The sequence below is a fragment of the Ornithinimicrobium carbonis genome (genome assembly GCF_977012275.1).
In genome coordinates this window covers 3,633,358-3,655,397 of sequence record NZ_OZ348993.1, presented here as the reverse complement: position 1 = coordinate 3,655,397, position 22,040 = coordinate 3,633,358, and the positions used below count along the sequence as shown (strand labels likewise).

Annotated in this window: 18 protein-coding genes; 8 read left to right on the top strand and 10 right to left on the bottom strand. The window is 73.1% G+C overall.

Going from position 1 to position 22,040, the window contains the following annotated elements:
• The first annotated feature begins 1,618 nt into the window (after positions 1–1,618).
• Complete coding sequence (locus ACWHYA_RS16740) at positions 1,619–3,115, top strand: PxKF domain-containing protein (RefSeq protein ID WP_425940369.1); 1,497 nt, start codon at positions 1,619–1,621, stop codon at positions 3,113–3,115.
• A 90-nt stretch (positions 3,116–3,205) separates the two neighbouring features.
• Here ACWHYA_RS16740 and ACWHYA_RS16735 read toward each other — a convergent pair whose 3' ends face one another.
• A complete protein-coding gene (locus ACWHYA_RS16735; RefSeq protein WP_425940371.1) occupies positions 3,206–3,412 on the bottom strand; it encodes a hypothetical protein in 207 nt (68 codons plus the stop codon).
• Between the two features lie 349 nt (positions 3,413–3,761).
• On the opposite strand from ACWHYA_RS16735, the gene ACWHYA_RS16730 reads away from it, so the two are divergent.
• On the top strand, positions 3,762–4,031 hold the full coding sequence (locus ACWHYA_RS16730) for a DUF6907 domain-containing protein (protein WP_425940373.1): 270 nt from the start codon (positions 3,762–3,764) through the stop codon (positions 4,029–4,031).
• Here the strand turns inward: ACWHYA_RS16730 and ACWHYA_RS16725 are convergent.
• From ACWHYA_RS16725 to ACWHYA_RS16705, 5 genes are all read right to left on the bottom strand, one after another.
• Positions 3,994–4,647 carry a response regulator gene (locus ACWHYA_RS16725; RefSeq protein ID WP_425940375.1) on the bottom strand — a complete coding sequence of 218 codons (654 nt, stop codon included), beginning with the start codon at positions 4,645–4,647 and terminating at the stop codon, positions 3,994–3,996. The two genes, ACWHYA_RS16730 and ACWHYA_RS16725, sit on opposite strands and share 38 nt — an antisense overlap.
• 92 nt (positions 4,648–4,739) lie before the next feature.
• On the bottom strand, positions 4,740–6,197 hold the full coding sequence (locus ACWHYA_RS16720) for a sensor histidine kinase (protein WP_425940377.1): 1,458 nt from the start codon (positions 6,195–6,197) through the stop codon (positions 4,740–4,742).
• The gene (locus tag ACWHYA_RS16715; protein ID WP_425940379.1) at positions 6,194–8,527 is read right to left on the bottom strand and encodes a transglutaminase family protein; all 2,334 of its coding nucleotides are present in this window, start codon (positions 8,525–8,527) and stop codon (positions 6,194–6,196) included. Before ACWHYA_RS16715 ends, ACWHYA_RS16720 begins: the two co-directional genes overlap by 4 nt.
• Positions 8,524–9,888 carry a DUF58 domain-containing protein gene (locus tag ACWHYA_RS16710; protein WP_425940381.1) on the bottom strand — a complete coding sequence of 455 codons (1,365 nt, stop codon included), beginning with the start codon at positions 9,886–9,888 and terminating at the stop codon, positions 8,524–8,526. Before ACWHYA_RS16710 ends, ACWHYA_RS16715 begins: the two co-directional genes overlap by 4 nt.
• A gap of 8 nt (positions 9,889–9,896) precedes the next feature.
• Positions 9,897–10,925 carry an AAA family ATPase gene (locus tag ACWHYA_RS16705; protein ID WP_425940383.1) on the bottom strand — a complete coding sequence of 343 codons (1,029 nt, stop codon included), beginning with the start codon at positions 10,923–10,925 and terminating at the stop codon, positions 9,897–9,899.
• Between the two features lie 151 nt (positions 10,926–11,076).
• Here ACWHYA_RS16705 and ACWHYA_RS16700 point away from each other — a divergent pair, with 151 nt between their 5' ends.
• The 3 genes from ACWHYA_RS16700 to ACWHYA_RS16690 all read left to right on the top strand — a co-directional run bounded on the left by ACWHYA_RS16700 (position 11,077) and on the right by ACWHYA_RS16690 (position 15,441).
• Positions 11,077–12,708: a multicopper oxidase family protein gene (locus ACWHYA_RS16700; RefSeq protein ID WP_425940385.1), complete on the top strand. Its 1,632-nt coding sequence runs from the start codon at positions 11,077–11,079 to the stop codon at positions 12,706–12,708.
• 5 nt (positions 12,709–12,713) lie between these two features.
• Complete coding sequence (gene lepB, locus ACWHYA_RS16695) at positions 12,714–13,181, top strand: signal peptidase I (RefSeq protein ID WP_425940386.1); 468 nt, start codon at positions 12,714–12,716, stop codon at positions 13,179–13,181.
• Between the two features lie 85 nt (positions 13,182–13,266).
• Complete coding sequence (locus ACWHYA_RS16690) at positions 13,267–15,441, top strand: PKD domain-containing protein (protein WP_425940388.1); 2,175 nt, start codon at positions 13,267–13,269, stop codon at positions 15,439–15,441.
• Between the two features lie 213 nt (positions 15,442–15,654).
• Here the strand turns inward: ACWHYA_RS16690 and ACWHYA_RS16685 are convergent, their stop codons facing one another.
• The 4 genes from ACWHYA_RS16685 to ACWHYA_RS16670 are packed head-to-tail and all read right to left on the bottom strand — an operon-like array spanning position 15,655 to position 19,199.
• Positions 15,655–16,113 carry a response regulator gene (locus tag ACWHYA_RS16685; protein ID WP_425940390.1) on the bottom strand — a complete coding sequence of 153 codons (459 nt, stop codon included), beginning with the start codon at positions 16,111–16,113 and terminating at the stop codon, positions 15,655–15,657.
• Positions 16,114–16,122: 9 nt separating this feature from the next.
• Positions 16,123–17,601 carry a sensor histidine kinase gene (locus ACWHYA_RS16680; protein ID WP_425940391.1) on the bottom strand — a complete coding sequence of 493 codons (1,479 nt, stop codon included), beginning with the start codon at positions 17,599–17,601 and terminating at the stop codon, positions 16,123–16,125.
• Complete coding sequence (locus tag ACWHYA_RS16675) at positions 17,594–18,244, bottom strand: response regulator (protein ID WP_425940393.1); 651 nt, start codon at positions 18,242–18,244, stop codon at positions 17,594–17,596. Before ACWHYA_RS16675 ends, ACWHYA_RS16680 begins: the two co-directional genes overlap by 8 nt.
• A gap of 22 nt (positions 18,245–18,266) precedes the next feature.
• Positions 18,267–19,199, bottom strand: coding sequence for an AfsR/SARP family transcriptional regulator (locus ACWHYA_RS16670; RefSeq protein ID WP_425940395.1), 933 nt, complete (start codon positions 19,197–19,199; stop codon positions 18,267–18,269).
• Between the two features lie 490 nt (positions 19,200–19,689).
• On the opposite strand from ACWHYA_RS16670, the gene mraZ reads away from it, so the two are divergent.
• The 3 genes from mraZ to ACWHYA_RS16655 all read left to right on the top strand — a co-directional run bounded on the left by mraZ (position 19,690) and on the right by ACWHYA_RS16655 (position 22,033).
• Positions 19,690–20,124, top strand: a complete 435-nt coding sequence (mraZ, locus tag ACWHYA_RS16665; RefSeq protein ID WP_425941015.1) for a division/cell wall cluster transcriptional repressor MraZ — start codon at positions 19,690–19,692, stop codon at positions 20,122–20,124.
• A 236-nt stretch (positions 20,125–20,360) separates the two neighbouring features.
• Positions 20,361–21,488, top strand: coding sequence for a 16S rRNA (cytosine(1402)-N(4))-methyltransferase RsmH (gene rsmH, locus ACWHYA_RS16660; protein ID WP_425940397.1), 1,128 nt, complete (start codon positions 20,361–20,363; stop codon positions 21,486–21,488).
• Entirely contained in the window at positions 21,485–22,033 is a 549-nt protein-coding gene (locus ACWHYA_RS16655; RefSeq protein ID WP_425940399.1) for a hypothetical protein, read from the top strand. The genes rsmH and ACWHYA_RS16655 overlap by 4 nt, the downstream gene beginning before the upstream one ends.
• Positions 22,034–22,040 lie beyond the last annotated feature (7 nt).

Below are 22,040 nucleotides of genomic sequence, written 5' to 3'. Positions count from 1 at the left end.
GGGCCCGTACCCCTGCGCCGGTCGTTCCTCAGGAAACCGAGATGCGACGCATCCTCACCGTCGCCGTCATCGCGACGGCACTCACCCTCACGGCCGCCGGGACGGCGACCGCCTACGACCTGGATGCCGGGGTGTACGGCTTCGTCGGGAAGGGCTAGGTGCAGTCGGTCCTCGGCTGGAACAACAACGAGGGGCTCCAGACGAACGCGGGGTCGGTCGGCTTCAACCGTATCGACGGCGCGGTCACCGGGGCAGGCATGGAAGTGCAGCAACGCTAGGAGGCGGTGGAGGTGCCGGCGGTCGAGGTCATGACGAGGGTGGCGGCCAGGACGACGATGGCCACGACGTGGGTACCACCGCTGACGGCCACGACGACGGCGGCGGACACGTGCGCGAGGTGAACAAGTGCCCCGGCGGCACGCCGTGAAGCCTGACCAAGGCAGCGGGTGACCCGGTCCTGCTGCAGAGCACGAGCGGCCTCTACGTCACGGTGGGTGACGACAGGCGGCTGCTCCCGGTCTGGGAGGGTCGGTCTGCGGACGGTCCCTTCTAAGCATTCTCTTCCTGGCGTGCGATCCCGTGTTGCCAGTGCGCTGCTGCACACCGTCGGGCTGCCAGGATCGAACCCGTGCTGGTGGTTTCCGCGGGTCCCCAAACTGAACGGCGCCGATCGTCCCCAGGTTGTTGTCGATCGTTCGCATGCAGATCTCATGGTTGCGAGTAGCCCGCACCGCAAGGTGGCCCGCAGCGTTTACCTGATTGAACGGTGCGCTTAGGCCGATGAACGCGCAAACGGTTTCTATGGCACTGCCACGCCTTCACGTTTTCGTGAAGCGCCGCAGGTTTGATGCCGCCCCCTGTACGGGTCCCGGAGAATGAGCACGTGTCGAAAAAGATCGATCCTGAGCTGCGAGCCTGGGAAGTCAGGTTGGGGTTGGAGCACCGGCAGGACTACCCCTCAGTGACGGAGCGATGACTGCGGTCGCCAAGGAGCTGGGAGTCTCCCGGGAGTCGGTGCGACCGGGCCATGGCCGGCCGGATCTGTCCGGGTGTGGCGGGACAAGGGCGTGCGAACCACTGGGTTCGTCTACGTCGCCTTCATCGTGGAAACCAACGGGTCGTCGCAACGGGACGCAGACCGGGCGGTCCGGCCCAGGTTGCGCTCCCCGGTGCGTCCAGCACCCGCCCGTGCGGTGGAAGGTGCGTTCTGGTTATAGGTCGCCAGCGGCATGACCAACGAGGACGCGGCGGTGATGTTGGCGTGTCAGCACCGGTGGGGGCCTGGTCGTTTCGTCACGGTGGCGGCATGCCGCCTCTGAGTCCGTCCGGAGCCCCGTGAGCAGCCGCGGCCAGATGGCCGGCATGCGGTTTCGCGGAACCAGGTCGAACAGGATCCCGCCGTTCTTCGACATGACGCTTTGCCCGTTTCGTGGGCGGAGCGCTTAAGGGTTTGAACGCGCGTTTACCCCCTTGAACGCTCACGTGTCTATCGTCCGCAGTCCCGCGCACCTACGCTCCTCGTGAGGGCAAGCTCATTCGGGGTACGCCAGGTGGCCAGGAAGGCTCAAACATGACCAGAACAAAGAAGTGGGCAGGGCGGGCATCAACTCTGACGGCCATGACGGCGGCTGGAGCACTTGCCTTTACCGGTCTCGCGTTCGCCGACGATGTCGACATGGGCAACAACTCGATGACTGTTCCCGAGGGCGGCAGCGACACGTTCACGGTGCAGCTGCTCGCGAGCTCCGGCGGCAGTGACGTTGCGGGTTGCAACGCGACGTCCGACCACCCCGTGACCATCACCTTCACCGCTGACGACGCGTGGGCAACGGTCGACAAGACCAGCGTTCAGGTCACCGACTGCACCACGACGCACCAAGTCACCGTGTCGGTGGCCGGAAGCGGCGTCACCGCGACCGCGGGGGCGAAGACGACGCTCACAGGAACCGCAACCGGGGGCCGGAGCGAAACGGTCACTGAGGTCGTGAAGGTGAAGGGCCAGGACACGTTCGTCGACAGAACCGTGTTGCCCGCCTACAAGACCGACTTCATCAACGTCCAGGTGCCGCTGCTGGCCACAGGCCCAGTCGTCACCCCGCCGCCGGCACCGGATGCCGACGGTGACGGGGTGTCGGACTCCTCCGACAACTGTGTGAACGTGGCCAACCCCGAACAGGCCGACGCCGACAACGACGGTCTGGGTGACGCGTGCGACCTCAACTCTCATGCTCCGGTGGCCAGCAGTGTGGCCGCAACTGGCGCCTCTGGTACGGAGGGTGACACCCTCGTGGCCAGTGGCGTGTTCACCGACGCCGACGGCAACGACAGCCTCACTCTCACGGCCGACAACAGCGCCGGCACTTTCACCGACAACGGGGACGGCAGATGGAACTGGAGCTTGGTCACCAATGACGACGTTGCTCCCGGCACCATCACGGTGACAGCGTCCGACGGTGAGCACGTCAACGCCACCCAGCAGTTCACCTACAACGCTCTTAACGCGAACCCTGTGATCACCGGAGTCACCCAGACCCGGCAGGGCGCGTGCGCGGTCACATTGGACCCGACCTTCACCGACGCGGGCAGCGCCGACACGCACACGGAGTCGGTGCTCTGGGACAACGGCAGCACGGACATGTCGCGGACCTTCACCGCTGCGGGCACCTACTCCGCCACGGTCACGGTGACCGATGACGACCTCGGTTCTGACAGTGAGAGCGTCCCCGGGGTCCGGGCCTACAACACCCCGAGCGTCATCCAGGCACCGATCAACACCACCGGCACCCGCAGCACCTTCAAGATCGGCAGCACCGTCCCGGTCAAGATCACGGTGACCGGCTGCGACGGCCTCCCCGTGAGCAACCTCACCCCGGCGGTCAACCTCGTGCAGGGTGACACCATCGTTGACGGCGCGGTCAACGAGCCGGTCATCACCGAGGTCGCGACCAACGGCAAGCTGATGCGCTGGGCCGACACCCAGTACGTCTACAACCTGTCCACCAAGAACAGCCAGCTCAACGGCGGCCTCGCACTGGGCAACGGCACCTACACCGTGACGGTCATGGACCCGAGCTTTGCAGTCCCGGTGAAGGCAGTGTTCGACCTCCGCAAGTAGCACACGGCACGACCAGCAACGACGGGCAGCCCCGCGCACCAACACCAGGTGCGCGGGGCTCCCTGTCCCTCTCGCCTTCCATGGCCGAGCTCAGAGAAGGGCAACAGCGGTGCTCCGACCAATCACCTTCCCCACATGCGGGACGCTATTCAGGCCGGACGTCGTCGTTACCACCCGGTCGTCCTCGAGACCGGACAATCCATTTCTGTAAAGGACCTTCTGCTCCGCATAACCAACAGGGCGGTGGCCGCCCTGTCCGCCGTCCTGCTCGTAGGTGTTGGGGGTGCTGTCGCCCACGCCGACAACGCTGTCGGTGTCCCAGGGGATGAGGTGGTGATCCTCGACAATGTCCCGGAGCTGCGCTGCACGGACGTTGCCCGCGACGAGGAGGGGACCAAGACCGCGTCCGCGACGGTGGAGCGGCTAGGCGGCGCCACAAGTACGCAAGTTCGCACCTGACGGGCCTGACGAACGAGCAGGGCCATCTGGTCGTGAAGCTCGAGGACGGCACCACCAGGAGCATCCCTTTCGAGTTGAAGAGGTGAGGCCTGATGTGCTCTAAGCCCGCAGCGGATGTCGGGACCTTGACACATGCCGGGGTCCCCACGTCCGTCTCGAAACCGACCGACGGACCGTAGGGAGAAGTGTGGGCACCGATACCGTCGAACACTGCCCCCCGTGGTGCGTCACCGCCCACGACCCTGCCCGCGGCGAGGACGACTGGCTGCACCAGGGTGAGCCGGTCGCCCTGGCGGACGGGGTGAGCGCCGTGCTGTGCATGTCCGTCGACCCGACGACGGGGGAGCGGGACGGTCCCTACGTGCTGATCGGCGACACGCAGCACACGCCGCAGGAGGCCGAGCGGCTGGGCATGGTGCTCAGCGCTCTGGCGCAGGCTCTTCCGGATCCTGCCTGAGCAGCTTGAAGGCGCTCTCGCGGTCCTTCACGCGCAGCTTGCGCAGCACCGAGGACACATGCACCCGCACGGTGGTGGGCGCGAGGAACAGCCGCTTGGACACGTCCTCGGTGGTCAGTCCCTGGGCGAGCAGCTCCATGACCTCCCACTCGCGGGAGCTGAGCCGCCCCGCTGCGACCGACTTGCGCACGAACGGCCGGCGTCGCGGCGCGCGGAACTCCTGCATGATCCGCGTGACCAGGCGCCGCGACATCGCCGCCTCCCCGTCGAGCACGCCCCTCAGCGCGTCGGGCAGCGTGGCGGGGTCGTCCCCCTTGAGCAGGTAGCCCGACGCTCCGGCCCGCAGCGAGTCGAAGAGGTCCTCGTCGTCACCGGAGCGGGTCAGCATGACCACGGCCGTCTGCGGCAGTCGGCGGGTGATCTCGGCGGCGGCGGAGATGCCGCTGCCGGGCATGTGGATGTCCAGCAGCACCACGTCGGGAGCGTGTTGCACCGCCAGGTCGACAGCCTCCTGAGCCGTCGCACCCTCACCGCACACCTCGCACCCGCCGTCCTCCAGCGCCCGGCGCACCTGGTCGCGCACCCGTGCATGGTCGTCGGCCAGGACGACGCGCATCGGTCCCTCCTCCCCGGGCCTGTTCCTCGCCCCCGGCTCGGGGGCATCCGCAGACCCGTCCGCCGAGGCATGCGCCCGCCCGCCGTCCGCCGTCACCACCGCACACTCACCTCACTCCCGACACCGACCTCGCTGGCGATGTCCAGTGTGCCCGGCAACGCCCTCGCCCGCTCGCCGATGCTGACCAGCCCGTACCCGGTCCGCTGCTGCACCGCTCCGTCCACGTCGAACCCGACGCCGTCGTCGCACACCCGCAGGAGCCGTGCACCCCCGTCACCGCGGAGCTCGACCCTGACGACCTCCGCCCGTCCGTGGCGAGCGGCGTTGGTCACCGCCTCGCGCACGATCCGCAGCAAGGTGTGCACCTGGTCGGCCTCCACCGCCAGCAAGGGGTCGGCGTCCACGACCACGTCCATCCGGTGCCGTCGTCCCAGCTCGTGGGCGGCGCGGTGCAGCAGCTCGGCGAACGGCTCGCCCTCCACCTGGCCCAGGGCGTGGATCGCGGCCCGTGCCTCGTCCAGGCCACGGTCGGTCGCCCCCAGGATGCGCTCCCGCAGGCCGGGGTCGTCCTGGATCGCGTGGCTCTCGCCCCGGATGTAGCTCAGCTCCTGCACCACGCCGTCGTGCAGCTCACGGGCCAGCCTGCGCCGGTCGGCCAGCACGGCGTCCTCGGTGCGGGCGGTCCAGTACCGCGAGAGCTCACGGGCGGCCCCGACCAGCAGCAGCAGGTAGAACCCGGTCCGCAGCAGGTCACCGGTGTAGAGCCAGTCGGTGTACAGCGACGGCGCCAGCGCGTAGTTCACCCGGGCGAACCCGCCCAGGGCGCTCGCGGGCCCCAACCACCGCAGCAGCGTGTCGCCCGTCCGGATCCCCTGACGGGTGAACGCCACCGAGGCGACCAGGAACGCCACGGCCGAGAGCAGCTGGGCACCGACGAGCACGGGGTGCGCCGTCAGCAGCGCGGGGCGCAGGTCCGCCTCGAGGTATGCCGTGTCCACGGCCACCGGAAGACCCGCGCCGACGAGGGAGGCCAGGACGAAGGCGGCCACGCCGACGAGCGTGGGTCCCCCCACGGTCGGGACCCACGCCGGCGCGCCGGCCCGGGAAGGGCGGCCCCCCGGGGCGACACGTCCTCCGGCGACGCCGGCCCGCCGGAGCCGGACACCCACCACCCGCACCGGTCCGACGAGCGACGCCGCGAGGAGCAACAGCGCGCCCACGGTCCGGAGGCCGAGCAGCATCCAGACGTCGGTGGCGCCGGGGGAGCCGGGGAGCACGCCGGCGAGCATCCCGGAGACGGCTCCGGAGACCGCGAGCACGAGCAGGCTCTGGGCGAGGAGGAGGTCCTGCCACCGCCCGGCGCGCACGAACCGGCCGTGGGCCAGGAAGGCTCCCAGCAGGGCGACGCAGGCGTCCGCCGTGTCGAGGACGAGATGGGCCTCCCGGCCGGGATAGGCGAAGAACAGGAAGGGGCCCCACAGGATCCAGGCCGTGATGCCACCACCGACGAACCAGCCGAGGGCGGTGGCCCACCATGCGCGACCCCTCACCCCCGCCGTCCCGGCCGTCCTCGCCGTCCCAGCATCGACCTGATCCCGTCCATCCCGCTGCGCGGCAGCAGGGCCGCGTTGGCCCGCACGTTCCAGGGCGTGCCCTCGCGCACCTGCTCCACGATCCGGCGCACGTCGTCGCCGAGCGGTTCCACCTGCCCGGCCTGCACGGTCCCGGGCCGGCCGTAGCGGGCCCGCTCGAGCACCGCGCTGAGCCGGTCCAGGGACGCCTCGCCGGACCGGTTCAGCGTGGTGACGCTGCGGTAGTGCCGACCCATCGCGCGGGGGCTGCGCTCCGGGGGGTCGGGCACGGACAGGTCCCGCAGGCTGCGCGTCAGCCAGGTCCAGTGCGCCTCGACCTGCTCCGCGGGCGTGCTCGCCTCGGCGAGCGCCCCCTCCCGGTGACGCCGGCCGGCCAGCGGCACGAGCGCGAGCAGCAGGGCGAGCAGCAGCAGCCCCAGCAGGACCCTCCCGATGAGGGGGAGCAGGTCGGCCAGCCGGTCCTGCCAGGTCTCGTCGGGCTGGGGCGCCGGCGCGGGCGCCTGCTCCTCGGTCGGTGTCGGCGTCTGGGTGACCGTCGTCGTGGTCGGCGCGGTGTCGCCGCCCTCCTGGGCCCGGGCGTAGGCCGGCGGGGCCTCGCTGCGCACGCCGGGGGTGGGCTCGAACCGGGTCCACCCCATCCCCTCGATCCACAGCTCGGGCCAGGTGTGCGCGTCCGAGGCCACGACCGCGCGCGTGCCGTCGGGCTGCGGGTCTCCGGGCAGGAAGCCCACGGCCATCCGTGAGGGGATCCCCTCGCTGCGGGCCATCATCACCATCGCCGTGGCGAACTGCACGCAGTACCCCTGCCGCGTCGCCAGGAACCCGCCGATCGGGTCGCTCGCGTCGTCCTGGGCCTCCGGAGCCAGGGTCAGGGAGTAGGTGTAGGCGCTGGAGCGCAGGTGGTCCTGGATGAGGACGGCCGTCTCCAGCGTGTTGGTCTCCCCGCCCACGACCTCGGCCGTGAGCTGCTCGACCGCCGGCAGGGACACCGGGTCCAGCTCGAGCACCTCCGGGTCGAACTGCGCCGGGTCGGCCGGGGCCGCGCCCACGCCGTCGGGCAGCGAGCCTGTGCCCCCGCCCACCGCGAGGTAGGTGGTCTCGTAGGACTCGACCGGCGTCTGCAGGACGACCGTGCGGTCCTCGGGGTCGAAGCGGTATGCCGCACCCTCGGGCAGGTCGAGCGTCACCAGGGGGGTGGAGGTCGCCAGGTGGGGCGGCTCCAGGGAGTTGCCGGTCACGCTGAGCTGCTGGGGCTGGACCGGGACGTCCTCACCCAGACCCGGCGGCGGCGGGACCGGTTCGCCCACCTGGGTCAGTCCGCCCTGGGTGCGCTGCGGGGCGACCCACCGGCCGTCCTCCCACCGCTCGGTCGCGGTGACGCGCAGCGGCTCCAGCCGGGTGGCCGAGGTGCGGTAGGTCAGCACCGGCGTGCGCGACTGGTTGCGCAGGTCCTGCGCGGGGTCCATCGTCTCGGTGAACGTCACGTCGCCCCCGCCCCCCGCGGTGCGTGCGTCGGGGTTGCGGGCCAGGCCGTCGCCGAAGAAGGTGGGCGGCAGGTGCGGCAGCGCGGCGGCGCCGAGCACCGCGGCGACCAGCGCCAGCGCCCCGAGCGCCTGCCCCAGGCCGCGGTAGGTGGGCACCTTGACGCCGATGTCGTCCCCGCGCGCCTCCCGCCGGTCGGCCGAGGACCATCCGGCCAGCACCCGGTGCCCCTGCTGGGCCAGCATGACCAGCCACAGGACGGCGACCGCGGCGAAGTACCACGGCTCCATCGCCTGGCCGGTGTTGGACACCGACACCAGGAAGCCGGCCGCCAGCGGGATCCCGGCGCTGGCCGGAGCCCGCCCGGTGACACCCATCGAGTCGACGGAGACCGCCGTGAGGGTGAGCACGGCGACGAGGAGGAAGGAGACCCCGTCGGTGACGGGGGCGGGCGCGGCGTACGTCTGCAGGACCGTGCCGGCCTCGCGCAGGAGCACGCCCATCTGGTCCAGGGTCTCCCCGGTCGGCAGCAGGCCGCGCCACAGCGTCTCGCGCAGGTAGGTCAGCATCAGCCCGGCCAGCCCGAGGAGCAGCTGCAGCAGCGCGACGACGCTGGGCGGCACGTCCAGGGTGCGCAGGACCGCCCCGGAGAGGGCCACCACCCCCACCATGAGCACGGCCGGCCACAACCAGCTGTTGTCGCGCAGCAGCTCGGTCAGCGGCCAGGCCACCGCCAGCGTGGCGAGCGCGGCGACGAGGCCCTCGGGCCACATCCCCCGCGCGAACGCCTCCTCGTCCAGCCTCATCGGCGAGCCCCCACGAGCCCGCCCGCCGCGGTGAGGGAGGCCCAGGCCTGCGGGATCTCGGTATGCGGTCCCACCACCACGCTCTGCCACCCCGCGTCGGCGAGCACGGCGGTGGGGGCGAGCTCGCGGTGCTGGGCGGTCTCGGCGCCGACCGCCCCGGCCCCGCCGATCCCGTCGTCGCCGGCGGTCCGCCCCCGCCGTCGGCGGTCGACCTCGCGGGTCGCCTCCCGGTCGGCCCGCCGGGTGCGCTCGCCGCCGCCGAAGCGGGTGGGGTCCAGGACGAAGGCCATCGCGCGCGAGCCCGGCTGGCGGATGGCGGCCAGGGTGCGCAGCGACTCCTCGTCGTCGCCGACGACGGCGGCGATGACGAGGACGCCACCGGTGGTGAAGGGGGCGGCGGCCGCCGCCAGCCGGTCCAGCCGGCCCTCGGGGTCCGGCTGCACCCGCGCCAGGGCGGTCAGCGCGACGTCGAGGTCGACCGGGTGGTCGGTGGTCCCCTCCCGCAGGGTGGTGTCGGTGAGCAGGTGGACGACGAACCCGTCGGCCACCAGGTGTCGGGCGACCGAGGCCAGCGCGGAGACGGCCCACTCGTAGGAGGTGCGCACCCCCGAGCCGGGGTGGGCGCCGTCGCGGGAGTCCAGCAGCAGCAGGGCCCGCCGGCGGGCCGGCCGGTCCTCCTGCCGGACCATGAGCTCGCCGCGGTGTGCGGTCGCGGGCCAGTGCACCCGGCGCAGCTCGTCGCCCTGGCGCCAGTTGCGGATGGAGACGTCGTCCTCGCCGTGCAGGGCGACCATCTGGGGCATCTCGCCCTCGCTGCCGCGGGAGGTGCCACGCACCCGCCCGTCGCCGAGGGGGTGGACGCGGGGCAGCACGAGCACCTCGGCGGTGGAGGACAGCTGCAGCGTGAGGAAGGTCAGGCCGAAGGGGTCCCGCTGGCGCAGCAGGACCGGCCCGAGGTGGTAGGCGCCGCGGTGGCGGCTGCGCACGGCATACCGCAGGCGCTTCTCCTCGCCGGGGACCAGGCGCGGGAGCACGAACCGGGGCCGCTCGCCGAGCTGGGGGTCAAGGCGCTCCTCGGCCAGGTAGACCGGGGTGCGGCGGCGGCCGACGTTGGTGAACCGTGCGGTGACCGTGCCGCGCTCCTCGGGGCTGAGGCGGACCGGCTCGACCTCGCGCAGGACCCTGATACGGGGCGTGCGGCGGGGTACGAGCAGCAGGGCCAGCAGGGGCAGGGCCAGGAGCACCAGACCGATGCGGGTGACGTCCTCGTAACCGAGGAGCACGCCCGCGACCACGACCACCACCCCCAGGACGGTGAACGCCCTGCCCCGGGCGGTGAGCACCTTCCAGGGGGACCTCATCGCTCCCCTCAGCGCCCCGCGGGGACGGCGGTGCGCTCGACGACGTCCCGGACGATGTCGGAGGTGCTGTGCCGCGTCAGCGAGGCCTCGCCGGTGGCCAGCACGCGGTGGGACAGCACCGGGACCGCGATCGCCTGCACGTCCTCGGGCACGACGTGGTCGCGGCCGGCGAGCGCGGCGTGCGCCCGGGCGGCCCGGAGCAGCTGCAGGCCGGCGCGCGGCGAGGCGCCCAGGCGCAGCATCCGGTGGTGGCGGGAGGCGGCCATCAGCTCCACGACGTAGCGGCGCAGCGCGTCGGAGACGTGCAGCTCGCGGATCGCCTCGATCTGGGCCTGCACCTCCTCCGAGGTCGTCACGGGGGTCAGCGCCTCCAGCGGGGAGACGCCGCCGTGGGAGGCGAGCATGGCCATCTCGGAGAGAGCCGAGGGGTAGCCCATCGACAGGCGCGCCATGAAGCGGTCCCGCTGGGCCTCCGGGAGCGGGTAGGTGCCCTCCATCTCGATCGGGTTCTGCGTGGCCATGACAAGGAAGGGCCGGGGGAGGGGGTAGGTGTGCCCGTCGACGGTGACCTGGCGCTCCTCCATCGACTCCAGCAGCGCGGACTGCGTCTTGGGCGAGGCCCGGTTGATCTCGTCGCCGACGACGACGTTGGCGAAGATCGCCCCGCGCCGGAACTCGAACTGGCGGCTGTCCTGGTTGAACACGCTCACGCCGGTGATGTCGCTGGGCAGCAGGTCGGGGGTGAACTGCACGCGGGAGACCTGGCAGTCGATGGCCCGGGCCAGCGACTTGGCCAGCATCGTCTTGCCGACCCCGGGCACGTCCTCCACGAGCAGGTGGCCCTCGGCGAGCAGGACGGTCACGGCGGTGGTGACGACCTCGTCCTTGCCCTCGATCACCGTGGTGATCGCCCGGTGGATCCCCCCGGCGACCCGGCGCACCGTGTCGAGGTCCACGGCACCGGGGTCGGCCGGACCGGGACCGGGACCGGGATCGGCAGAGGCGGGCTCGGTCGGGGGCGATGTCGGAGTGGACATGGGTCGATCTTGCCACCAAGTGGGACGCAAGGTTCGCGCAAGGCGGGAGGCGGACCGTGGTGATCACCGACCGGGAGAGCTTCCCGCCGACATCCGTGACACACCCCCGGCCGGACCTGACGGGAAGCGTGCAGCAGAAGGGGACACTTCGGTGGACATCACACGACGGAACCTGCTGGCGGCCTCGGGCCTGGGCGCGCTGGGGATGATGGGGTACGCAGGCCTGACCCAGCCTCTGGGCAACACCGTGCTGACGAAGTCGGCGAGCGGGCTGGCGGACCGGGACATGCCCCGGCCCTACCGGGCGGCCTTCCGCCCCCTGCCCCGGCTGGCGCCCTACCAGGTGCTGACCGACGCCGACGGTGTGCGCGTGGAGCGCTACAGCGTCACGGCCCGGGCGGGCACGGCCTCGATCCTGCCGAAGTACACCACCCCGGTCATCGGCTACAACGGGATGGTCCCGGGGCCGACGATCTCGGTCGAGCGGGGCACCCAGGTGCGCCTGCGGGTGCGCAACGGCCTGACCGGCGTGCGGCACGCGAGCCACGCCGACCACGAGTCCATCTCACTGTCGACCCACCTGCACGGGCACGCCTCCGCCCCGGAGTTCGACGGCTACGCCGGCGACCTCACCGGGCCGGGCTACTACAAGGAGTACGTGTACGAGAACGACCAGGCGGCCCGGTCGATCTGGTACCACGACCACGCCTCGCACCAGACCACGATGAACGTCTACTCGGGCCTGGCCGCCCAGTACCTCATCCACGACGAGGTCGAGCGGGCGTTGCTGCCCCAGGGCGACTTCGACGTCCCGCTCACCCTGTGCGACATGATGTTCGAGGCCGACGGGAGGGTACGTTTCGACGACGACGAGCACTCCGGCGTCTGGGGTGACGTCGTCCTCGTCAACGGACAGCCGTGGCCGGTCATGCAGGTCCAGCGGCGGGTCTACCGCTTCCGCCTCCTCAACGCCTCCATGTCACGGTCCTACCGGCCCTACCTGAGCACCGGGGAGCCCGTGCACATGGTCGCCACCGACGGTGGCCTGATGCCGGTGAGCCGGCCGGTGACGCGCTGGCGGCACTCCCCGGCCGAGCGCTACGAGTTCCTCGTCGACTTCAGCCGCTACGCCCCCGGGACCACGGTCCGGCTGCGCAACGCCTCCAACCCCAAGAACGTCGACTTCGACCACACGGACGAGATCATGGCGTTCACGGTGACCGACGCCCCGGTGGACACCAGCGACCCGACCTGGAGGGCCATCCCCCAGACGCTGGCCTCCAGCGAGGTTATGAGCCTGGACCCGGCCACGAGCCGTCGCCGGCGTCGCCTGCACCTCAAGCGCAACGACCAGACCAACATCTGGAACATCAACGAGGAGACGTGGAGCGACGTCGTCGCCAGCGGCTACACCCGGGTGCTGGCGAACCCGGGCCTCGGCGACGTCGAGACGTGGGACCTGGAGACGAGCTCGGGCGGGTGGTTCCACCCGCTGCACGTGCACCTGGTCGACTTCAAGATCCTCAGCCGCAACGGGCGGCCGCCGTTCGACTACGAGCGCGGTCCCAAGGACGTGGCCTACGTCGGTCCGGACGAGCTGGTGCGGGTGCTCATGCGCTTCGACCGCCGAGGCAAGTACATGGTCCACTGCCACAACCTGCCCCACGAGGACCACGACATGATGCACCAGTTCGCCGTGGGCCTGACCCCGGGGCAGCCGGACGCGCACGACCCGATCACCACGGCGCCCGCGCTGCTCGACACCTTCCCGCCGGACGCGTGATCGCCGTGGCGACCACCACGACCCTCGGCGCCGCCGCCGCGCTCACCCTGCTGGGCGTGGCGGTGGCCCGAGCCTTCGTCCTCACCCCCTTCGAGGTGGCCTCCGACTCGATGGCTCCCACCCTGGAGCCGGGGTCGACGATCCTCGTCGACCGCCTCTCCCTGCACTGGGACGACGTGGACCACCAGGACCTCGTCCTCTTCGACGGCGCCGACGGTGCCGTCGTCAAGCGGGTCGTCGGTCTGCCGGGGGAGCGCATCGAGATCCTCGACGCCGTGCTGCACGTCGACGGCCAACCGGTCGAGGAGCCCTACGTCGACGACGTCACCCTCGACGGCGTGTTCTTCGGGCCCGTCCAGGTGCCCGACGACCACGTCTTCGTCCTGGGCGACAACCGCTTCGACTCCATCGACTCCCGTCGGCTGGGTCCGGTGCCCCTCGACGCCATCACCGGCCGGGTGATCCATCCGTGAACCGCCCGGGCCCGCGCCCTTCCCGCACCCGCCCCCGCCCCATACCTGTCTCCACCCATCCCCACCACCACCCGAGGAGCTCGACATGACCACCATCCACGACCCGGCCGGGCGACGCCTGCCCGGGTCCCTCCTGAGGCGCCGGACGGTCGCCGTGCTCGCCACGGCGGGCGTGGTCGCCACCGGCGCGACCGTGGCGCTGGCCGAGGTCACGGTGCCCAACCCCACCAGCCTGTCCGCCGTGGGCCCCGTCAGCGGGGAGCACGGGTACCCCACGTGGTACCGGGACAGCGAGGGCCTGCGCCTGGAGCAGTGCCTCGACCTGGAGGACCCCTACTGCGACCCGGCGTTCCTGCGCGGTGAGATGCCCGACCCCGAGTCCCCGATCAGCTTCCCGGACAACTGGCCGCTTGAGTCCTTCTACTTCCTGGCGGGGGCCGAGCTCGACATGCCGACCGGCGGCAAGGGGGTGCTCGTCTACGGGCTGGAGGCCACGATGGCCAACGAGGCCACGGTCGACGGTGACCAGGTGGTCTTCGGCCGCGTGCGCTTCGACCTCGACCTCCCGTCCGGCGGGACCTACGAGGTGGTCCACCCCTACGGCGTGGACACGTTCACCGTCACCGACGCGGAGGCGGACGGCTTCCGCTACGTCGAGGACATCACCCCGGCGCCGGGCAACTTCGGGCTCGCGCTGCGGTCCCGGATCAATCCCTTCCTCGTCGGGGTGGACGGTCTCATCGAGACGCCGGACGGCAACCGCTACGTGGGCGACCCGGCCGTGCCCACCCGCGTCACGGGCAGCCCGCACGGGACCAACGAGTTCCGGGTCGACCAGCTGCTCGACGACGGCACCCGCGCGACGGTGGCGGCGACCGACCAGTTCTCGCTCATGGGCAAGGTGTCGACCAACTCGGGCATCGACCCGCAGGGAGCGTTCTACGCAGAGGGTCCGTCCGGTCGCTGGCTCGACGTGCACGCCGTCACCGACGTGAACGAGTCGGTCTCGGTCGAGGGCGAGGGGGTCGTCAGGACGACCCTGGACGCGGACGGGGGACGCTACTTCGGGCGCCTGCCGCTGCCCCAGACCGTGCCGGGCACCGTGACCTTCACCAACGACAGCGACCGCCCGGTCGCCACCCGCACCCTGCCGGTGACCGACCGGGTCACCGTCACCACGGCGACCTACGACACCGCCACCGACGAGCTCACGGTCACGGCCACCTCCAGCGACGAGGTCGACCCGCCGGTGCTGACCGTCGACGGCCTCACCGACGCCGCCGGGTCGCCCGTCGTGCTGACGGGCGGCACCGTGACCACCACGACGACGGCACCGCCGGCGTCGGTGACGGTGACCTCGGCCGCCGGCGGCAGCGCGACCACGCCCGTCACCGTGACGGGTCCCCAGGCCGCCCAGGCCATGCCGACCGTGGCGATGATCTCGGGGCCGACGGAGGTGCTCGTGGGCCAGCCCGTCACCCTGACCAGCGCCTCCCACAACGCCGACAGCCTGCTGTGGGACCAGGTCGCCGGGCCCGACGTCGGGATCGCGGGGCAGACCGGGCAGGAGGTCACCTTCACCGCCCCGGCCGAGGAGACCTCGCTCGCCTTCACCCTCACCGCGGTGGGCAGCGGCGGGACCCACACCAGCGCCTCCTACGCGGTCGCGGTCGTCACGGAGGCCACCCCGCCCCCGCCGCCCGCCGGCCCGGTCGCCACGGCCACCGCCTCGCCGGCCGAGGCTCCCCTCGGACGTCAGGTCACCGTCTCCGCCGCGGACAGCACCGGTGCCACCGGGTACGCGTGGACGCAGACGGCCGGGACCTCCGTTCCTCTCGCGGACCCCACGGCCGCCAGCTTCACGTTCCCGATGCCGGCGAGCGCAGAGCCGCTCGTGTTCGAGGTGACGGTGACGGGGGCCGACGGGCAGACCGCCTCGTCCACCGTGACGGTCACCCAGGTCGTGGACCAGCTCACCGTGGGGCAGGCGCAGTACCGCGCCGACAAGTCCGAGTGGCGCGTGTCGGGCACCGCCAGCGTCACCTGGAACAACACGGTGAAGGTGTGGGTCCGCAACGCCGACGGCACCAAGGGCGCCCTGGTCGGTGAGGGACTCGTCTCCGCCCCGGTGGCCCCGGCGACCACCGGTGACTGGGGCATTCGTGTCCGCGGCGGGGTCAACCCCGGTGCGAGCACGCAGCTCGTCGTCGAGTCCGTGCGCGGAGGAACCCTCCAGGGGGTGACCTTCCAGCGCCGTTGACGACGGGGTGGGCGGCCGCGCCCGGCGCGCGGCCGCCCACCGCCCGGCCCCACCCCTGGCCGGGCGGGAGGGTCGTCGGTCCGATCGGACCGGCGGCCCTCCGTCGTGCCGGCCGGGGGTGCGCGGCGGACGACGCGGGGCCGGGTCGAGGAGGGCCGGACGGGGGCGCAGGAAGGTGCGGGTCCCAGGTGGGGGGCGGGCGAAGGACCGGGGTCAGGCGCAGGGGCGCGCGAGGTCGGGGCGCACGGGGCGGCCGCCGCGGGCGGCCTCGAGGACCGCGTCGACGACCGTGCCGGGGGAGGCGTCCTTGAGGACGTACCCGACCGCGCCGGCGCCGACCGCCTCGTCGACGAGCACGTGGTCGGCGAAGGCGGTGAGGACGACCACGCGGGCCTGGGGCCACCCCGCCAGGATGGTGCGGGTGGCCTCTACTCCGCCGAATCCCGGCATCGCCAGGTCCATCAGCGTGACGTCGGGACGCTCGTCGAGCACGGCGCGGACACCGCCCGGACCGTCCTGCGCCTCGACGCAGACCTGCAGGCCGGGGGTGGCGTCCAGCACCATCCGCAGGGCCGCCCGCACGAGCGGGTGGTCGTCGACGAGGGCGATCCGCACCCCGTCGGAGAACGGTCGCGGCATCTCGGGAGTGCCGGCAGGGACGTTGTTGTCCACCCCGACAGGTTAGCCGGACCGACCTTGCGTCGACCTTGGGCCGTCGACGGGCCGGGCGTCCGAGCGGCCGCCCACCCTGTGCCAACGCCGGCGGACCGGCCCCGGGTCCATGGTGACGAGGAGCTGGGCCCCGCCCGAGGGGTGGCGCCGCAGGATCAGGCCGCCGCCGTGCTCCTTCGCGGTCTGGCGCAGCAGCGAGAGGCCGACGTGCTCCCCGAGGGTCTGGCCACCCTCCTCACCGTCCCCTTCCTCCCCGCGGGCGGTGCGGGGCACCGCGTCGGTGAGGAACTCCGGGACGTCCACCACGTCGGTGGGCGGGCCCGCCCCGTCGTCGACCACCGACACCCGCACCTGGGCGCGGTCGATCGTCACGGTGACCGTCACCCGCTCGGCCCCGGAGTGGCGTACGGCGTTGCGCAGCCCCTCCCGGACGACCCGGTAGACGAGGGACCGGGCCGGGTCCTGCAGGTCGTCCACGCTCTCGCTCAGCGCCAGGTCCACGGCCAGTCCGTGGGTGCGGCCCCGGGCGGCGAGGGACTCCAGGGCCGCGGACAGGCGTCCCCCTTCCAGGGCCGGCATCCGGGCGTCGGCGATCATGGCGCGCAGGTCGGCCACGTCACGGGTCACCGCGTCGGCCGCCTGGTCCAGGAGGGGTCGCACGGCGGAACCGGGCGGCAGCTGGCCGCGCACGGTGGGGATGAGGTAGCCCAGCCCGGAGAGGTCCTGGACCACGCCGTCGTGCAGGTCCTGCCCGATCCGCCGGCGCTCCAGCTGCTGGACGGCCAGCGCGTGCCGGGACAACCGGGCCCGCTCGGCGTCCACGCGGCGCGCGGTCGAGAGGGTGAGCGGCAGGACGAGCAGCTGGAAGAGCAGGAGCGACCCGACGGTCAGCGGAAGCAACCGCTGCAGGACGTGCGTGCGGGTGCCGGCCAGCTGCGAGGTGGGCCAGTACCACTCCAGCAGGAAGGGTGTCCCGTCAGTGCCGGCCGCCGAGGCGTAGACCTCCAGCACCTGCTCCTCGCCCCCGCTGCTGCCACCCGCGTGGATCGAGGACACGTAGTGGGACACGGCCCCGGTCGTGCCGAGCAGGTCGACCAGGTCGGGGTCGAGCGGTTCGACCGTGCCGACGGCGGAGGGGTCGTCGGCCCACAGCACCCGCCCGTCCCCGCCCCACAGGACGGCGTGCACGATCGACTCGTCGCGCAGCCGCTGGTCCATCGCCGCGGCCAGGGAGCTGTCGACCGGGGCGGCCCCCACGTCGGCGTCGACCAGGGGAGCGGCCACGAAGCGGGCGAACGCCAGGGTGCGCTCCTCGGCCTCCCGCTGCGCCGACGACCGGGCGATCCAGCTCGCGACCGGGACGGACAGCAGCGTGAGCACGAGCAGCCCGGAGAGGCTCAGTGCGGTGAACCGGACCATGGCGGCCCGCACGACGCTGGTCCTGCTCAGGGCACGACCGCCCGCGCGCTCGAGGTCCCGGTCAGCCACGGCCGATCCTCACCAGGCCCTGCCCGACCGCCTCGGCCACCACGTCGGCGGCGCCCCGCACGCCGAGGACGTCGGCGATGCGGTCCACGTGGGCGCGGGCCCGCTGCGGGGACACGTCGAGCTCGCGGGCGAGCCCCTCGGTGTCCATCCCGGCGGCGAGCAGGCGCAGGAGGGCACCGTCCTCCGGGGTGAGACCCAGCGCGGCGAGCCGGTCCTCCACGCTGGGCGCCGGGGCGTCCAGCCCGGGGCCCACCTCGAAGGCCCCCCGACGGGCCGACCGCAGCACCGCGAGCAGCCCCGGGAGGTCGCCGTCCTTGGCGAGCACCGCGCTGGCGCCCGCCCGGGCCGCGCGCTCCACCAGTCCGGCGTCGGCGAACGCGGTGAGGACCACGACGACGGCGGCGGACAGCTCGTCCACCAGCCGACGGGCCAGGGCGACGCCGTCGCCGTCGGCCAGCCGGGCGTCGGTGACGACCAGGTCGGGCCGGTGTAGCGCGGCCAGCTCCAGCGCGGTGCGCGCCTCGTGCGCGGTGGCGACCGTCCGCAGGTCGGGCTCGGCGTCCAGCGAGGCGGCCAGCATCTGGGCGAAGATCCGGTGGTCGTCGACGACCAGCACCGTCCGGACGGCCGCGGGCGTGGTCATCGGACCGCCCTGGCCGTCCCGGTCATCGGACCGGGGCCGGGCCTGGACGTCGCTCACCGGTGAGCGCCGCGGCGGCCGCGAGGGAGAGCTCGGCGTCCAGCTCGGGGGGCCTCGTCCCCGGGGTGCGGTCCAGGGTCTCGCGCAGCAGCCGCAGGGCCAGCTGAATCTGCGTGGTCGGGTCGGCGGCCGCCCGGGGGCCCCCCTCGTCGCGCAGGATGGTGAGGAACAGCTGCTCGGTGGCCGGGCCGGGCTCCTCGCCCAGGTCGTCGAGCATCCGCCGGCGCAGGCAGCTGTAGGCGTGCACCGCCTCGGCCCGCCGCCCGTCCCACCACAGGGCGCGCATCAGCTGGGCGACGGCGGTCTCCGAGACGGGGTCGTGCGTCACGGCCTCCGTGGCGTGCCGGACTCCGCGGTCGGGGTCGCCGACCGCCAGGGCCGCACGGGAGGCGCACACGTGCAGCCGGGTGGCGCACACGGACCACCCGACCCGGGCCTGCTCGGCCCAGGCTGCGTAGGGCTCGTCCTCGAGGAGCCGGCCGCGGTCGGACAGGGCCAGGGCTGCGTCGGCGTCGGCGAGCGCGAGCGCGGCCCGCTCCCGGCAGGCCCGTCCGACGTGCGCCCGGGCCTCGGTCAGGTCGACGCCCACCCGGTCGGCGTCCAGGACGTACCCGGAGGGGGTGGTGGCCAGGGCCGAGGTCCGGCCAGGGCCCAGCTCGGCCTTGCGGCGCAGGACGCACACGTCGCTGTCCAGGGCCTGGCGGTAGGACGGCGGCGGGCGCCCGTCCCACACGAGCTCGGCCAGCCGGTCCTTGGGCACGGGGTGGCCCAGCTCGAGGGCCAGCAGGGCCAGGATGCGCCCGTGCTTGCCGACGAGGTGGACGGCGCGCTCCGGCGACCCGGCACCGACCACGCTCGTCGGCCCGAAAAGACGCACCCGCGTCGTCCGTCCTGCCATCGTGACCCCCTAGGTCCGACAGGTTCGATGAGAACTCTCTCATCGTAGGGCTGCGCCGTCGTTGCCGTACAGAGGTTTTCGACCGAGTTCATCCTTCCGGACGAGCCGCTCGCCACCACCGTCCCCCGCTCCGCCACACCCCCGTCCCCCGCTCCGCCACCCCCGTCCACCGCTCCGCCCCACCTCCGTCCCCCACTCCGCCCCACCCCCGTCCCCCACTTCACCCCACCCGGGGGCACGGAGGGGTCCCCCCGCCGACGGCGACCCCGTCCCACCTGGGACGACGTCCGCCGCCGGTTGCTGCGGGCCCCGCCTGGCCGCGCGCCGGCAGCAGATCTCCCTCCACCCGCCCCCATGTGCCCTGACCTGGGCAGAAACGGCATACTGGGGTGAAAAGGGCGCGGTATCCCCTTGTGGGGGGAGCAAAGTGGAGTATGGTGGGGCGCACTGGAGCAGGTACGGCCCGTCGAGCGAGAAGGGGGTGGTCCGAGTGCTCTTCCTCGGGACCTACACGCCCAAGCTCGACGACAAGGGCCGGCTCATCCTTCCGGCGAAGTTCCGCAAGAAGCTTGAGGACGGGCTGGTCATCACCCGCGGGCAGGACCGCTGCCTCGTCGTCTACGCCCAGGAGGAGTTCGAGCGGATCGCGCTGCAGTGGCAGAGCACCCCGACCTCCTCGCGGGCCGTCCGCGACTACCAGCGCGTCTTCCTCTCCGGCGCCTCCGACGAGGTGCCCGACAAGCAGGGCCGGGTCACCATCCCGCCGATCCTGCGGGAGTACGCCGGCCTGAGCGCCGACTGCACCGTCATCGGCGCCGGCAACCGCGTCGAGGTCTGGGACAGCACCGCCTGGGAGACCTACCTGGCCAGCACCGAGGACGCCTTCGCCCAGCAGTCGGAGGAGGTGGTGCCCGGACTCATGTGACCCGGTGGCTCCCGCCGCCTGGATCCTGGTCTCTCCCCGTCCGCCCGTTCCGACGCCACTTCCCCGGCGCCGGAGCCCCGGGAACCGGACGCCGGCACGACTTCCCCCGTGCCGGACCCGACCGCCGCACCCGACACCCCTTCCCCGGTGCCGGGAGGGCACCCGGGAGGACGGTGGGGGACCAGGACGCAGGAAACGGGGGCCCCGGGCTCCACCTGGACGCCGGGCCGACCCCCATGACGCACACCAACGACGAGGCCCCCGACGCAGCCGCTTCGGGCGCGCGCACCCCCGGGGCGGGCGCCCCCACCGGAGACGCCCCCACCGGAGACGTCCCCGCCGAGGCCGTCCCCACCGAGGACCGGCACGTCCCCGTCATGCTCGACCGCTGCGTCGAGCTGCTGGCCCCCGCGCTCCAGCACGAGGGGGCGCTCTTCGTGGACGGCACCCTGGGCATGGGCGGGCACACCGAGGCGGTCCTGCGGGCCTGCCCGCGCGCGACCGCCGTCGGCATCGACCGCGACCCGCAGGCGCTGGCCCTGGCGAGCACCCGGCTGGCCGCCTTCGGCGACCGCTTCGTCCCCGTCCACGCCGTCAGCGACGACCTCCCGGGCGTGCTCGCCTCGCTGACCCCGCCCCGCGGCCGCGTCGACGCCGTCCTCTTCGACCTAGGCGTCTCCTCTCTGCAGCTGGACGAGGTCGACCGGGGCTTCGCCTACCGCACCGACGCGCCGCTGGACATGCGGATGGACCAGTCGACGGGGCCGACGGCGGCCGACGTGCTCAACACCTACGACGCGCGCGACCTCGCGCACGTGCTGCGGACCTTCGGCGAGGAGAAGTTCGCCCGGCAGATCGCCCGCGCGGTCGTGCGGCGGCGCGAGACCGAGCCGTTCACCACCTCCGGCCCGCTCGTGGAGCTGCTCCACGACGTGGTCCCGGCGGCCTCCCAGCGCTCCGGGGGCCATCCGGCCAAGCGCACCTTCCAGGCGCTGCGGATCGAGGTCAACGCCGAGCTGTCCGTCTGGAGCCAGGCGCTGACCGCGGCGCTGTCCTCGCTGGCGGTCGGCGGCCGGATCGTCGTGCTGTCCTACCACTCGCTCGAGGACCGGATCACCAAGCGCGGCCTGGCGGCGGGGGCCACGAGCACCGCCCCGCCGGGCTTCCCCGTCGAGCTGCCCGAGCACGCGCCCTGGCTCCGGCTCCTCGTCCGCGGCGCCGAGCAGGCCGACGAGGTCGAGACCGCCCGCAACCCCCGCTCCGCCTCGGTGCGCCTGCGCGCCGCCGAGCGGATCCGTCCCACGCCCGACCAGCCCCCGACGACGAGCAGCGACCCCCGCGACAACCCCGAGGTGCAGCGATGACCCAGATGACCGTCGGCGCCCGGCTCGGCCGCGCCGCAGCCCCCGCCTTCCCCGGACGCCTGCCGGGCCTGGACCGGGTGACCGCCCCGCGCGGCCGCTCCGGCGGCGCCACCGCGGCGATCGCCCTGCCCGGCGTGCGCACCTCGCGCACCCGGGTGGTGGACGCCGCCCCCGCGAGCGGGCACACCGCATACCGGCTCCTGTGCCTGTTCGTCATCATGGCCGCGGTGAGCGTGGTCCTGGTCCTCAACACCCACCGGGCGGAGGGCTCCTACGTGCTCGGTCGGCTGGCCGCCGAGCAGACCGCGCTGCACGACCAGAAGGTGACGCTGCAGGCCGAGCTCGACCGGCTCGAGTCGCCCGAGACGCTGGCCGAGAGCGCGCGCCGGCTGGGCATGGTGCCGGCCCCCTCGACCGCGACGCTGCGGCTGTCCGACGGGTCCATCACCGGCGTGGCCTCCATGAGCGACGGCGGTCGCACGATTACGGTTGACCTGCCCGCGACGGGCGTGGCGGACCCGGCCGGGACGGCCGCCTCCGACTGACCGACCG

Bases quoted from the DNA above. Each gene is read 5' to 3' on its own strand.
- ACWHYA_RS16740 (WP_425940369.1), top strand. From the start codon at position 1,619: ATGACGGCGGCTGGAGCACTTGCCTTTACCGGTCTCGCGTTCGCCGAC.
- ACWHYA_RS16725 (WP_425940375.1), bottom strand. From the start codon at position 4,647: ATGCGCGTCGTCCTGGCCGACGACCATGCACGGGTGCGCGACCAGGTG.
- ACWHYA_RS16715 (WP_425940379.1), bottom strand. From the start codon at position 8,527: ATGAGGCTGGACGAGGAGGCGTTCGCGCGGGGGATGTGGCCCGAGGGC.
- ACWHYA_RS16710 (WP_425940381.1), bottom strand. From the start codon at position 9,888: ATGAGGTCCCCCTGGAAGGTGCTCACCGCCCGGGGCAGGGCGTTCACC.
- ACWHYA_RS16705 (WP_425940383.1), bottom strand. From the start codon at position 10,925: ATGTCCACTCCGACATCGCCCCCGACCGAGCCCGCCTCTGCCGATCCC.
- ACWHYA_RS16690 (WP_425940388.1), top strand. From the start codon at position 13,267: ATGACCACCATCCACGACCCGGCCGGGCGACGCCTGCCCGGGTCCCTC.
- ACWHYA_RS16675 (WP_425940393.1), bottom strand. From the start codon at position 18,244: ATGACCACGCCCGCGGCCGTCCGGACGGTGCTGGTCGTCGACGACCAC.
- ACWHYA_RS16670 (WP_425940395.1), bottom strand. From the start codon at position 19,199: ATGGCAGGACGGACGACGCGGGTGCGTCTTTTCGGGCCGACGAGCGTG.
- rsmH (WP_425940397.1), top strand. From the start codon at position 20,361: ATGACGCACACCAACGACGAGGCCCCCGACGCAGCCGCTTCGGGCGCG.
- ACWHYA_RS16655 (WP_425940399.1), top strand. From the start codon at position 21,485: ATGACCCAGATGACCGTCGGCGCCCGGCTCGGCCGCGCCGCAGCCCCC.